The sequence below is a fragment of the Pengzhenrongella phosphoraccumulans genome (genome assembly GCF_045689905.1).
In the GTDB taxonomy this organism is placed as follows: Bacteria; Actinomycetota; Actinomycetes; order Actinomycetales; family Cellulomonadaceae; genus Pengzhenrongella; species Pengzhenrongella phosphoraccumulans.
In genome coordinates this window covers 4,944,183-4,958,599 of the sequence record NZ_CP144210.1, presented here as the reverse complement: position 1 = coordinate 4,958,599, position 14,417 = coordinate 4,944,183, and the positions used below count along the sequence as shown (strand labels likewise).

At 65.5% G+C, this 14,417-nt stretch carries 7 protein-coding genes; 5 read left to right on the top strand and 2 right to left on the bottom strand.

Annotated elements, in window-relative coordinates:
* The first annotated feature begins 551 nt into the window (after window positions 1-551).
* Window positions 552-719 carry a hypothetical protein gene (locus VTA80_RS23000; protein ID WP_407343383.1) on the top strand — a complete coding sequence of 56 codons (168 nt, stop codon included), beginning with the start codon at window positions 552-554 and terminating at the stop codon, window positions 717-719.
* Between the two features lie 515 nt (window positions 720-1,234).
* Here VTA80_RS23000 and VTA80_RS22995 read toward each other — a convergent pair.
* A complete protein-coding gene (locus tag VTA80_RS22995) occupies window positions 1,235-1,705 on the bottom strand; it encodes a hypothetical protein (protein WP_407343382.1) in 471 nt (156 codons plus the stop codon).
* Window positions 1,706-2,300: 595 nt separating this feature from the next.
* On the opposite strand from VTA80_RS22995, the gene mobF reads away from it, so the two are divergent.
* The 4 genes from mobF to VTA80_RS22975 all read left to right on the top strand — a co-directional run bounded on the left by mobF (window position 2,301) and on the right by VTA80_RS22975 (window position 11,635).
* Window positions 2,301-5,846, top strand: coding sequence for a MobF family relaxase (mobF, locus tag VTA80_RS22990; protein ID WP_407343381.1), 3,546 nt, complete (start codon window positions 2,301-2,303; stop codon window positions 5,844-5,846).
* Between the two features lie 173 nt (window positions 5,847-6,019).
* On the top strand, window positions 6,020-6,370 hold the full coding sequence (locus tag VTA80_RS22985) for a sulfate permease (RefSeq protein ID WP_407343380.1): 351 nt from the start codon (window positions 6,020-6,022) through the stop codon (window positions 6,368-6,370).
* Window positions 6,371-6,458: 88 nt separating this feature from the next.
* On the top strand, window positions 6,459-6,821 hold the full coding sequence (locus VTA80_RS22980; RefSeq protein WP_407345844.1) for a hypothetical protein: 363 nt from the start codon (window positions 6,459-6,461) through the stop codon (window positions 6,819-6,821).
* Window positions 6,822-7,102: 281 nt separating this feature from the next.
* Window positions 7,103-11,635 (top strand): DUF3883 domain-containing protein, encoded by a 4,533-nt coding sequence (locus VTA80_RS22975; protein ID WP_407343379.1) that lies wholly within the window; start codon window positions 7,103-7,105, stop codon window positions 11,633-11,635.
* 9 nt (window positions 11,636-11,644) lie between these two features.
* Here VTA80_RS22975 and VTA80_RS22970 read toward each other — a convergent pair whose 3' ends face one another.
* Window positions 11,645-14,416, bottom strand: coding sequence for an ATP-dependent helicase (locus VTA80_RS22970; protein ID WP_407343378.1), 2,772 nt, complete (start codon window positions 14,414-14,416; stop codon window positions 11,645-11,647).
* Between the last annotated feature and the right edge of the window lies 1 nt (window position 14,417).

Sequence of the window (14,417 nt, the reverse complement as noted above, 5' to 3'; positions counted from 1 at the left end):
CGCGCAGTTCCGAGATCACTCGCCTCGATGACGGCGCCGCGGGGGGACCTCTCCGGTGACCACGAGGACCTCGCTCGCCGTGGTGGTCGAGGTCCACACCCAAGCGATGGTCACCGATCGAGGGCCGCTGCAGCAAGGGCTGCGACAGCCACCGCGGGCGTCGGCGCATCCTCGGCAGCGGGCCGGTACTGGAACCGGGCCCGCCGCCTGTTCAGCGGTCTTGTCCCGTGTGTCGCTGTGCTGGTCATGTCCTGCCCCTCATTTGGTGGCGAACCTCGCGTGCGAGGTCACGAAGTCACGAGCACCTGCACTTCACCGATCGAGATCTTCACGGACTGGGTGAGTCCGTTCATGCGGATGGTCCCGGTCTGGCCCGCGCCGACCAGGCGATCACCCAGTCCGAGGTCGCCGTGACGGTGAACCTGTCGCCCGGCCTGAGCTCGAGGTCGTGTAGATGTGGCCGCAGTCAGGCGACTCGCGTGTCCATAGCTCGCGTTGTAGGGGGTGCGGCACTGCGGCACACCACGGTGCTGCCGTCGCCCATATCCCACGTGATCGCGTTGAGACTCGCGGTCGCGGTGATCGTGATGCCACCGGCGGATGCCGACGCCGTGACCGGACCGACCGTGCTGGGGACCGGGTCCGCCGCCCACATCCAGACGGGCATCCCCACGATTCCCACCGATCCCGGGCCGGCGGCGGCACGATGCCAACGGTGATCGAATGCAGGTCCATCGAGTCCACTGCCATCTCGGCGACCTGCCTCGGAGACGGGCCCGCACCCGACGCCGGTGGCGGGCTCGCCAGCCACAGGTAGACGCTGATGTCGAGGGGGAGCGGCTGGTAGCACTCGTAGATCGCTCCGCCATCGGCCGGAGCTGTGACCCTTCCACGCAGGGTCATCGGACCTGGTTGCGGGTCTACCGCTCGGACGTAGCACTGAGTTGAGTTTGACCAATACCCGTACTCACCGGAACAGAGGACCGGCCCGGCTGGGATCGACGGATTTCCCTGCTTCGACGGGTCGAAGAAGCACGACGAACCAGAGCCGCTGTCCGCAGGACCATCGGAGATCGGCCCCGCCACGGGCGGTGGCGAGGGAGGTTGAACCCATACGAGGCACGTACCGGTTCGCGGATTCACCGCGTTCGCAGGTGGGGCCCGTCGCTTTTTGCCGTCCCAGCCGTGAGGAACGTCAGACTCGCCGCGGCGAGGACGATGAGGGTTACGTGTGTCAGCCGGCTACGCATGGCGCCTGCTTCAGATCCACACTCGTAGACACGCGCCACCCGTCCGTGGGATCGGTGTCCCAGGAATAGTTGCTCACCGTGTGACGAACCCAGCCCGTGGCGGCCCGATCGGGCGTGACGACGGAGGTGCCACTCGCATCGAGTACATCGACGTCGGTGACGTCGAAACAGACGTCGACCTGAACAGCCGGGACGCGGCCCGTGGCTGGGTCAGAGTTGTCGAGGTTGACCGACTGAACCTCGAGCCTTGCGAGAGTGGTCGCGCCGGTCTGGTGCCACGCATCCCGTCGCTCGCGCTCGAACTGATGCAGCCAGATGGAGAGTTCCTTCGAGATCGCGACGGACTCGAGCTCAGAGAGCGGGCGGGATGGATCGATCGCAAGTTCGTCGATCACGCGGTAGTACTTGCGGACGAGGTCTTCGGCGTTCGCTGCAGCGAGCTCAGTCTCCGACATTGGAGACGGCGAGCTGCTCGAAGTCGGCACGGGCGACGTTGATGACTCGGTGATCGTCGGCGTCGGGGAGCGTCGTCGGGTGCCGTGACGCATGCCGAGACGACAGCGAGCACCGCGACCACCATCGCTACTGAGCCAATTCGGCGTCCACCCTGCATGCCCCCTGAACTCCCCCCAGAACGGCGCCGCCTGCGCCCCGTCGACATGAGTACAACCCCGTACCGCTGTGACGGCGTGGGGTCGTGCGCCCCAAGTCTGATCATGGGAACCGCACCTCCGCAATCGGTAGGTCGAGCGGCCAGCCGCCGGCGGGGGACCAGCACGCACCTTCATCTACCAGGTGTGCGCCCGGCACCACGCCGACCACCACCCGTTGCTGACCGATGGGGTCGGCGTCCGTAGCCCCAGAGGGCGAGCTCGGCTTGACCCGACGCTGCTGCTGCGTATCCCCTGGCGTATCCCCTGACACCGCTGCACCCCTCAGAGCGATCACACGTCTGGCAGTCGAGGATGACGCCGTGGCTAACGGCCTCGGTGACGGGCAGCGTGGGTCTCGGTGGTGACCCGCGCACACCTCCAATGAGGAGGTGCGCGGATGACGGTCTCGTTGCGGGTGATGACGGCCGGTGACGGCGTGGCGTATCTGTTGCGTTCGGTCGTGACCGGTGATGGTGACCGGTCCTTGGCGACGCCACTGACGCGGTACTACGCCGAGACCGGCACCCCGCCGGGGATGTGGATGGGATCCGGGGTAGGGGAGTTCGGCGAAGGCCAGCTCGCACCCGGCGATGTCGTCACGGCGCGTCAGTTGGAGAACCTGCTGGGTGGCGGTCGTGATCCCCTCACTGGAGAGCCGCTCGGGCGTGCTTTCGCGACGTACGAGCCGCTGCGCGACCGGATCGCTACCCGGGTTGCCACGCTCGACCCGCACCTGAGCGTGCTGCAACGCGCGAGTGCGGTCGCGCGCATCGAGGGCGAGGAGACCGGCTGTGGTACCCGGCGCGCGGTGGCCGGGTTTGACCTGACGTTCTCGGTGCCCAAGTCCGTCTCGGTGCTGTGGGGGTTGGCCGACGCAGGCACCCAGGCGATGCTCGTCGAAGCCCACCACGCCGCCGTGGAGCAGGTCCTGGGGTTCTTCGAGCGGGAGGTCGCCGCGACCCGGGTCGGTGCGGACAACGGACGAGGCCTTGTGGCGCGGGTCGATGTCGTCGGGGTCGCGGCCACCGCCTTCGACCACTACGACTCCCGGGCCGGCGACCCGCAGCTGCACACCCACGTCGTGGTCTCGAACAAGGTCAAGACCGCTGTTGACAACAAGTGGCGCACCCTGGACTCCCAACAGGTGCACGCCGCCGTCGTCGCGGTGAGCGAGTACTACAACGCCGTCCTGGCCGACCGGCTCACCGCCACCTTCGGTGTCGGCTGGCAGCGCCGCCAACGCCCCGGAGCGAACCGGTCCGAGAAGTGGGAGATCAGTGGCGTCAGCGAGGAGATCATCGATGAGTTCTCCAGCCGGTCCCGCGCCATCGACGTGGCCAAGGATCAGCTCATCGCCGACTTCGTCGCCACGCGCGGGCACCAGCCCTCGCGGCGGCAGATCATCAAGCTGCGCGCCCACGCCACGCTGGCGACCCGGCCCGAGAAGGAACTGCACGCCCTGAGTGACCTGACCGCATACTGGCGGAACCGTGCCCGGCCCGTTCTGGGCAAGGGCCCGACCGAGTGGGCACGTGACCTGACTACGAGCCGCAGACCAGCGATGCTCACGGCCGCGCAGATCGACCCAGACCTGCTGCGGGAAATCGGCGACCGCGTGGTGGGGATCGTGGCGGAGAAGCGGTCGACGTGGCGGCACTGGAACCTGTGGGCCGAAGCCTCCCGCCAGACCATGGGCTGGCGGTTCGCCACCATCGCCGACCGTGAGCGGGTCGTGACGATGATCGTCGACACCGCCGAGTCCCGATCGGTCGCCTTGACCCCACCGGAACTCGCGAGCAGCCCGGCCAACTACACCCGACCCGACGGCACCAGCGTGTTCCGCCCCAAGCACGGTGTCGTGTTCTCCTCGGCCGAGGTCCTTGCCGCAGAGGACCACCTGCTTGAACGCGCCGCGAGCCTTTCCGCTCCTACCGTCGAAGCGAGCGTGATCGAGCGCGCGGTCGCTCGCACGCACGACGGGCGCCGGCTGTCGGCCGAGCAGGCCAGGGCGGTCGAAGCGATCGTGACGTCGGGCAGGCAGGTTGACCTGCTCGTCGGGCCGGCCGGGGCGGGCAAGACCACGACCATGCGGGCCCTGCTCGCGGCCTGGATCGGCCAGCACGGCGCGGGTTCCGTCGTCGGCCTGGCCCCCTCGGCCGCCGCTGCGGCCGTCCTGGCGGACGAGCTCGCGATCGCCTGCGAGAACACCGCGAAGTGGCTGTTCGAGCACGACCGCTACCGAGCCGACTTCACTGCCGGGCAGCTCGTGATCGTGGACGAGGCCACCTTGGCCGGCACCCACACCCTCGACCGGATCACCAGCCTCGCTCAGCAGGCCGGAGCCAAGGTGCTCCTGGTGGGCGACTGGGCACAACTGCAGTCCGTCCAGGCCGGCGGCGCATTCTCGATGCTGGCCTCGGCCCGCACCGATGTCCCCGAGCTCGCAGAGGTGCACCGCTTCACCCACCAGTGGGAGAAGTCCGCGTCCCAGGCTTTGCGCACTGGCAGCACCGACGCGATCGCGGCCTACGCGCGACACGACCGGCTGCACGGTGGCACCACCGAACAGATGGTCGACGCTGCCTACGCCGCCTGGCACGCCGACCAGCTGGCCGGGCACGCGACCGTGCTGGTCACCGACTCCAGCGCGAGCGTCCACCTGCTCAACGACCGCGCCCGCGCCGAACGCATTGCCACCGGAGAGACCACCGCCGACCGCGACGTCGCGCTGGCCGACGACGCGCGCGCGTCCGTCGGCGACCTGGTGATCACCCGCCGCAACGACCGCAACCTGCGCACCGCACGTGGCGGTTGGGTGCGCAACGGGGACCGGTGGAAGGTCACCGACGTCCGCAAGAACGGCGCAATAGAGGTCCAACGCTCCGGCCGGCGTTTCGGGGCAAGGGTCGTCCTGCCGCCCGCGTACGTCGCTGAGCATGTCGACCTTGGCTACGCACTCACCGCCCACCGCGCCCAAGGCATCACCGTGGACACCGCGCACGTCGTCGTCACCGGGTCGACCACCCGGGAGAACCTCTATGTCGCGATGACCCGCGGCCGCGACACTAACACCGCCTACATCGCCCTGGACACCCCCGACGACCTGCACACCACACCCCAGGTCGACGACATCGACGCAGCGGCCGTCCTGACCGGTGTCCTGCACCGCTCCGGCAGCGAGCAATCCGCCCACCAGACCATCACCGCTGAGCAGAACACCTGGAGCGGCATCGCCCAACTCGCAGCCGAATACGACACCATCGCCACCGACGCCTCGCGCGACCGGTACGAGGCGATCATCCGCGACGCGCTCACGCGCTCTGGTGACCTGACTGCCACCGACATCGACACCACCATCGCGTCCGACACCTTCGGGCCGCTCGCCGCCCAGTTGCGCCGCGCCGAAGCCGCCGGGTTCGACCTCAAGACCATGCTGCCCGGTCTCGCCTGCGCGCGAACCCTGCAGGACGCCGATGACGTCGCCGCTGTCCTGCACCACCGCGTCGTGAAGGCCACCAACCAGCAGGTGGGGACCGGCGAGCTGGACCTCATCGTTGGCCTGATCCCCGCTGCCAACGGAGAGATGCCCGACGATGTGCGCCAAGCACTCGACGAGCGACGCGGACTCATGCAGACCCGAGCACGCACGCTCGCGCTCGACGCAGTACGAACCGGCGAGGCATGGGCGCGGAGCCACGGCGAGGAACCGATCCTCGGCGATTCGGTCGGGTCGTGGCTGCACCAGGTCGAGATCGTCGCGGCCTACCGGGATCGCTACGCAATCACCGACGACGACCCGATCGGCCAGGACCCGACGACACTCGTCCAGCAACGCGACGCCACACTCGCGACGACCGCCGGAGGCCGCGCGATCGAGATCGCCAGCACCCAGCAGGATGACGAACTCGACGATCCGCTGGGCAGCGGGCTCGAGTTCGCTTGAGCCATTTCCCGCAATCAGTCGTTGGCGCACCCTCATGTGCCGATTCTGGGATCAGGTACCCACACGGCACGAGAGGCCAAGCCGAAGTTGTGGATAACCATCAGGTGTCGGACCGACTGCCTAGCATCTCAAATCGGACGCTGACGACCATGTTGGCCCTAGGGAGGCTCCCGATGATTTGGTATTTCAGCTCGTGGATTGCTGGCGCGACGATCCGCCTCATGCAGGTCTACGCGCCGACGAACATCCTCGCGGGCTTCATCCGCACCCGGCGTGGACACATGTGGGGCATGCCCCTTGCTGCGGTACTCGTGCCCACGTACGCCTTCGCGTTCAGCCGCGTCGCGGACACCGCAACTGCTACGAACTCCGGCTGGCTTTACCTACTCGCACTACTCATGTTCTGGAACACCGGCAAGTTCGTCGCCCTAGGCATGCTCAGCGTCGTCTTGCTCATGCGCGCGGCAGCCCGCGAGTGGGCGTGGGACCGTCGGGCGCTCAGTGCGCTGCAGTTTGGGCGCTGAGGGTGGAGACGTGTCCGACGCGCGCGGGATCGTAGACGTGAGGGAGTCTGCGCACCGCAAGACGCCACGGTATCGGGGACGAGGCCGGATGCCGCGACGGTGCGCCAACACGTACATTCGGAGAGTGGCGGGGGTCGAGTCCTGGGCATCGAGCGCCTCAACGCGCTCTGTGATGATGGCGAATTGCGGCCGGAACACCAAGCCAGAGGTGACGTTGCGGAAAGTTCTGCTTCGCGCTGGGATGCGGTTTCGAGTGAACTATCGAACGGCGGATGCGCCACGCCGCACAATCGACGTCGCTTTCCCTCGTCAGAGGGTGGAGGTTTTCGTCGACGGGTTCTTCTGGCATGGCTTCGCCGCGCAACACCGTCCGGTCCCACCGAAGCCGGGTCCCGTCAGTAGCAGTCTGGGTCGCGTCCTTTGCTGCGACGATCGCCCCGATCACCCGTGAAGGCAGCGTTCAATTGCGCCGCGCCCTGATCGACCTCGGGCTGGGTCTGTGGCAATGGGACGCCCGGCCCGCGGCTTCGCCCACGAGCCCAAAACCCGAGGCAAACCCGGCGGGATCGTCGCCGCAGCGATTGCGCACCGAGCGAACGAAGATCGCCTACGCCCGGGTCCGCGACCAGAGCCCCTGCGCCAGACCCGCTGGACCCACCCACCTCCGGTCGGTGGGCTGCGCCATGATGTACCCGGCGCGCAACGCAACAACGAACGAAGTGGGTATTGAAAGTGGGCTTGGGACTTGAGGGGCTTGACAGACTCTCCAGGACTTCGGACTACCTGGGGAGCCTGGCGAACGTCTTGTCGGTCCTCGGCGGTCCGACGACGATCCTGCACGAACTGACTCAGAACGCCGACGACGCCAAGAGCGCGACTCGGGTTGCCTTCACGGTGACCGATGAAGAGCTGGTGGCTTGGAACGACGGCGAGTTCACCTCGTGCGGCGTCCCGGAACATCTCGTTTGCCCCATGAGGGCGACCCATGGGCGGAGTTGCGATCTTCACTCCTTCCGGACCGTTGCAGGCAGACATAAGTCTCACGATGTCGACACCACGGGCGCATTTGGCGTTGGCTTCACCTCGGTCTACCAGATAACTGACCACCCAGAGCTGATCTCCGGCGGTGACCACCTGGTGCTCAACGAACTGGCAGACGAGAACGATCGGATCACCGTTTGCAAGGGAAAATGCGGCCGGGACCACGACGCCTCGGGGACGAGCTTCTTCCTGCCGTGGGCGAATGTGGAGTCGGCCCTTCGAATGAGGCTCGGCGCGCAGGTCGTGACAGAGCAGGTGATCCAGGCGATGGAGGTCGCGCTTCTCGAACGCGCCTCCGACGCGGTGCTGTTTCTGAAACGGATCGCCAGGATTGAAATCCGGACGCGGTCTGCGCACGCGACCGTCAGGCGGGCATGCGTCGAAGACCGCGTAACCATCACAGTCGGCCAGTCCTCAAGCGAGTGGTTGTTCCTGGAGGGCGAGTACGACAGCTCCAAGCACCTCAAGGCGCGGTTTCCGCAGATCGACCAGAACCGATCGGAGCACGTGACGGTTGCGCTCCCGATCGGCGACAACGTCGATGGGCGCATCTATGGCGGGCTCCCAACCCAGACCCGTCTCGGGTGGAGCGGCCATTTGAATGCGTCCTTCTACCCACGCGAGGACCGCAAGGGCGTTCTCTTCGACGACTCCACGTATCAGTCAGACTGGAACAGAAATCTGATCGACTCGGCAGCGACACTGATTCGGGACAATCTCGAGCGCGCTAGCAGGATCATCGGCTTGGGAGCGACGTGGGAGCTCATCCGAGACTTCGAGCTGACCAGCCGTGCTGGCCCTGCACACGAAGTCGCATTCGAGCCATTCTTCGAGCGAGTCAAGAATGAGATCGGCGACCTATCGATCATGCGAACGATCGACGGGAAGGTGCGCCCTCCCCGCGGGTGCCTAGTTCCGAGCACTTCTGACGAGTACAAGGCAGAGTCTGTCCTCGTCGACCTGTCAATTCCAGTCATCGACTCCACGCTCCATGCAACGGTCAGGCCGCTCACGCTGACGGCATATGGCATGGAACTTCTCAAAGCCGCGCACGTGACAGGGGCGCTCATCGCGCATGACGTCATCGAGCCATGGGACCTGACAACCGGCAGATTTACTAACGCCGAGATCGAGTCCCTACTCGTGACACTTGAGGTCCTGCTATCGCGGAGCAAGACTGCAGCGTTCGAGTCCGAGGCGTCCAAGCCTGCCATCGTGCCTTGCATCGACGGCCGCTTCGCCGCCGCCGAGTCGACAGTCATCATCGATGAGGCAGACCAAGCGTTCTTCGTCGCACTTGGCGAGGACCGGATCGCGGACATCGTTCGCTTACGGCAGTTGTGCCCCAGTCTGGCCGAACTCTGCCCCGAACTCGACGGCTCGATTGCACTGGACATCCTCGAAAGCGCTGACTCGGTCGACCTCGCTGCGGCTGCTGACCAAGTTCTTGCGTGGCTCGGCAATCGTAGATTTGAGCTTACCGGCGAAAACCGGTCACGTGCAGCAGAGCTGGCGATCTACCCATCGTCGATCGGCGGGCTCAAGTCACTCCACGAGCTCTACCTACCCTCGGACTTCGAGGACCACCTCGGCCTCGCTGAGCTGGTCGACGTCGGCCTAGTCCAAGGCCATGTCGATCTGCTCCGGATACTCGATGCTCGCGAGCTGAACGCTGTCGACTACCTGACCAAGATGGTGGCGCCGCTGGCGGACGGCGAAACGTTTCGCGACCGCGAAACGCTCGACGCAATCCTGCGGGTCGTCCGCAATGCGAGGCCCCAGCTCGACGAGGACGCCGATGCGGCGACCACCCTCCGGAGTGCTCGGCTTGTGTTCTGCGTTGACGGAGTCGTCCGCCAAGCTACCGAAGTGCACCTTCCGAACGCCGCCGTGGAGCTCATCGATCCCGATGCGCCTATCGCCGACGCGGCGCACCTACCCGAGTACCTCGTGGACACGCTTGTCTGGCTCGGCGTCGGAACCACACCTAGCCCAAGTCTGCTGAACGCGGCGGCGCGCCGACTCGCGGACGGCGAGCGCGACCCCAATCCCGACGTGGTCCTATCGATTCTTGACGCCATTCACGGGTCACCAGAGCTCCACCGGTCGGTACCTCTGGATCTAAGGCACCTTCAGGAACTTCCATGGCTGCCGGTGGAGGGCGGCGGCCGCGAGCAACCGAAGAACCTCCTGCCGACGTTCCGAAGGCACCTCTTCGAATCTCAGGGCCACAAGTTGGGGCTCCCCCGTGACGCCCAGCAGGTTCATGCTGACACCCTCCGCTGGCTCGGCATGCCCAGCGACCCCCCGACTTCGATGATCATCGCTCACCTGCGGCACTGTGCCGAAGCGAACACCCCAATGCATCCGGACGTCTACCAGGCACTCGGGGCCGCCAACGAGGATCGGCTTGTACGGGAACTCTCCGGGGAGGCGTGCATCCAGGTCACGCCAGGCGAATTCGTCGAGCCGGCCTTCACATTCTGGACGGAGACCGGCCTGGGGCAATGGGTTACTCGGCTGTCCCAGGACCAGCGTCGCTACCAGGAGTTCTTCAACAGGGTTGGCGTCGAAGAGGCGCCGAACGCCGCGCAGCTTGAGCGGCTGCTCGTTCGAATCTCGAAGGACTTCGGCAATGACCTGCTCGATGAGCAAGCTCAGGCGGTCGTACACCAGGCGTGGAGCCAGCTCCAGGCCTTGCTTGTGGAAGACGAGTCGGCGGTCCTGCCGTTCGTGGTAAGGCTGCATCGCGTCCGGTCAGTCGTCGACACCCGGGGTGTCCTCAACATGCCAGATCTGCTCGTCTTCAAAGACGGACGCGGGCTCGCCGAACGGATCTCTCTCATTTCGCAGAACGTCATCCGGCGCGAGCGGCCGACCTGGCGGGCATTGGAGGCTGCAGGTGTCAGGCGAGCGGAAGACCTGATCGAGGTGATCGTCGACGAAGGCGACCGCGCGCCCGCGCCCGAGATCGCCGATCTTCTCCGTGAACGGCGACGGTCCATCGTTCGCGTCGTCGAGTCGGAGTTCGACGACGGCGACGAACAGATCGATTCCGGGAGTCTGTTCGACATCGAGTTCTCACGGGCGATCCACCTCTCGGTGAGATACCGGACTGAGTTCGGCCATCAAGTTCAGACGACGGACGCAGCCGCCGTCCAAGCGATCTACGTGGATGAGACCGGGACGCTGCTATTCAGCGACCCGCCCGACCTGCGGCGCATCGCGCGAGAGCTCGCCCGATGCCTGGTCGGTGAAGACCGCCCCGGACTGGCGCTCCAACTCGAAACCGTTCTCAGTGCAGCGAGCGTCGATGAAGCCGAGACGAGCCTCGACGAGCTCGGCGTGGCAGACCTGGCAGAAGTCGAGCGGGCGACGGTCGACTCCGGAACGATTGAGGATTTCGAGTACGAAGAGCAGGAGTCTGCCGAGCGAGACAACCCGCCGCCCGGCGCTACCGAGGGCTCAATCCTCGAACAGTCGTCGAAAGCGGAGGACCACTTTCCGGAAGAACCGACGCATGGTGGGCTCAACGACGGGGCCAGTTCGTCGGAGCGACCTTCACTACCCGGGGTGGTGGGCAGCAGCGACGTATCGGCGTTGGAGCCGGTCGGCGCGGCCGGCGCGACAGGAACCGAGTCTGGAAAGCGCACTGCGCCCCGACGTCCCGAGCGGGCCAACCCCACCGCTCGGGGCGCGCGGAGTGAGCACATGCGCTCCTACGTGTACTACGGCAGCGACGAGGACAACGAGACGGTCGGCGATGAAGCGCTCCGCAGTTCGTCGATCGACAGTGCGGGCGTGGCGCGAGTACTCGGATACGAGCGCTCATGCGGAAGGATCCCGGAGGAGCAGGACCACTCCAATCCCGGGTTCGATGTCCTCTCGCGAGACGCGACCGGCAACGTCCTGCGCCGGATCGAGGTGAAGTCCGTTGGCCGAGCCTGGTCGCTTCAAGGCGTCCTCCTATCGCGGCGCCAATACGTCGAAGCGACGGACTACCCGGACGAGTTCTGGCTCTACGTCGTCGAGAACGCCGAAGGCGACGAAGCGTTCGAGATCCACCGAATCAAGGACCCCGCGGCCTCAATCTCGCAGTTCGGGTTCGATGACGGCTGGAAGATCCTCCGCGAGCCCGACATCGAGCGCGAGGCGGGCGGCCAGCCCGCGATGCCGACGACCAAGAGCATCTTTTTAGCCTGGGGCGCTGACACCGAGGGGTAGGGCCTTTGGTTAGGCGTCGCGGCGTTTGCGGCAGAGCCCGACCAGGTCGCACTTGTCGCAGGCGGGCTCCCATGTCTCGAACTTCGGTAGGTCGTTCGCTCGAAGCGAATCGCCTGCTTTCTTGATCCGCTGCTTCACGCCGTCGAGCAAATCATCGCTGATCTCTTCACGGACGTTCTTGCCCTTCTCGTCAAGGTTTAGCACCTCGACGAGGTCGGCACCCTCGCCGTTCAGCTCCTTATAGCCGACCGCATACACGTGAAGCTGGTCGCGCGTGACGTCCTCTTCCTGGGCTCGCTCCGTCGACTTGAAGTCGACGATCGAGACCTCGTCGGTCTCGAGTCGTTTGACCAGGTCGATGCGCCCGTCAACAGTGATGCCTGGGGCGATGTGGACCTGGATCTGCTTCTCGGAGTGGACGGTGCGCGCGAGATCGTCACCGTGCAGGCGTAGGTATCGGTCTAGAGAGTCTCGTGCTGCCTGCACAAGCGCCTCACGTAGGGCGGGGTAGGCATAGGGCGTGTGCAGGTGCCGGTTCACTAGATCTGCGACGTCGGCCTTCGTCACCAAATCGCCATCCAACGCTCGCTTGTGCATCTCGGCAAGTGCGTCGTGAAGTCCCTTGCCGAAACCGAGCGCCTCGTGGAGCGGGGCGTTGAAGCCGTACATGAACCGCAACTTGAACTGGTACGAGCACTCGAATAGGTACTTCAGCTCCGAGAACGACAGTGTGACCCGCGGGAGCGCGACCTTTGGCTCCGGCTCGAGTCGCGCGAGGTCCGACGGCAGCCCGCTGTCGGCAGTCGAAACGTACGAGACCGCAACGACCTCCTGCATGAAGACCGAAGGCGTACTGTTTCGCGACGATCCGCCCGGGGAGAACGACAGGTACAGGTACTTCTGAGCACGTGTGACCGCGACGTAGAACAGCCGGCGTTCGTCATCTTCAGTGCCCCGGTATCGGTCGGCGTCGTCGATCGCCGTGTCGGGGATGACGTGGAACAGACTGAGCCCACCGTGACGCTGGCTGGGGAACCGATTCTTCCGAAGACACGGAACGAAGACGGCTGGCCACTGCATGCCTTTGGCTTGGTGCACGGTGGAGATCGTGACGGCATCTGGTGTCGCATAGCCCACGTCGGCGTCAGCATCGTCGTAGTAGTTGCGCGCTTGGTTGGTAAGCCAGTCGACAAAGGCCCGGTATTTCCGGTCGGGCGCCGAAGAGAAATGAATCTCCTCGAAGTCTGAAATGACCTGGCTGAACTTGCCGAGCTGGTAGAAGACCAGCTCGCTGCGCGCACCCTCGCCAGGGATGGTGTCCTCGCGGATGCCCATCCGTTCGAGTGCCTCGAGGTAGACACGCTGGATGTTGTAGGTTCCCCACCGCGCGCCGTGGGAGAAGTCTCCCGACTCCTTGAGTAGCTTCACGAGCGGGTCAAGTGATGTCCCATTGGCTACGAGACGTGCCGCCTTCCAACAAGCTTCGAGCATCGGCCGGTCGATGTCACCGAGGAGGAACTCGAACATCGCCTCGATCGCATGGATCTCGACGGCGTCGAACAGCCGGGTCAAGCCCTTGACGACATAAGGGATACCTCGCCGATCCAGCTCCTCGACGAGCGGACCGGCGTCGCCCGACACCGACCGGAACAGCACCGCCATGTCGGACCACGACAGGCCGCGCGGGTCACGTGCAGGTGCGTCAGTGAACGCGGCCCCGCGCAGTTCCTGGAGCCGGTCGGCGATCCAGGCTGCCTCCGCCTCGGGCGAGCTGTGCGTGAGAGCGAGGATGTCGCCACGCTTCCACTCCTGGTGGGCGGCGTACTGCATCTCCTTGGCCAGTCGGTGGCCCGCGGGGATGCTTTCGGCGACGGCTCGACCGAGTGCGACGATGCCCTGCGAGGATCGGAAGTTGTCGGCCAGGGTGACCTGGCGGACGTCGTCGTACCGGCCGGCGAAGGTGACGATGTTGGAGACCTGGCTGCCGCGCCACTGGTAGATGGTTTGATCGTCGTCGCCAACGACGCACAGATTCGCCCCGAACCGGGTCAGCGCCCGAACCAGTCGCTCCTGAAGCGGGTTGACGTCCTGGTACTCGTCGACGACGACGTAGCGCACGTTGTCGCGGATGTGGTGAAGCAGGGGATCGGCCTGAAGATCACCAAGGTCGGCCTCGAGAAGCTCGACCGCGAGCTCGACCATCGTCGTGTAGTCGAAGTACGCCCCCTGAGCCAGCAGGGTCTTGTAAGCGTGCTGGGACATGAGGACCTGCGGGTCGATTTGCGCTAGGTCGACGGTGTCCTCCGCGAGCACAGACATCACCTGCGAGTACAACTTCGAATGGATGTACCGGCGGAGCCTTGGGGTACCGCGGGACATCGTCGGGGTCTCCGTGAGCCCAGACCGGCGCGAGTTGCGGTCGATGTACAGCCGTTGGGTGATCTCGGTCAGGACGGAGAACTTGAACGTCTCCGGGATGTAGGTCTGGAGCAGGTTCAGGCAGTAGGCGTGCATCGTACCGATGAACATCTCGGCCAACCCGGTGGTCGAGCCGTGCTCCTGCTCTACGATGCCGAGCACCCGTTCTTTGAGCTCCGCCGCTGCCTTCTCAGTGAAGGTGAACGCAACAACGTTTCCGGGCTTCACATCTGGCAACGCAAGTATGTCGGCGATCCGCTGTGAGATGACTTGCGTCTTTCCTGAACCCGCACACGCAATGATCTGCAGCGTCTGATCCAGGCAGCCGATCGCTCTTGCCTGCGCAGGGGTGTACACCGTCACG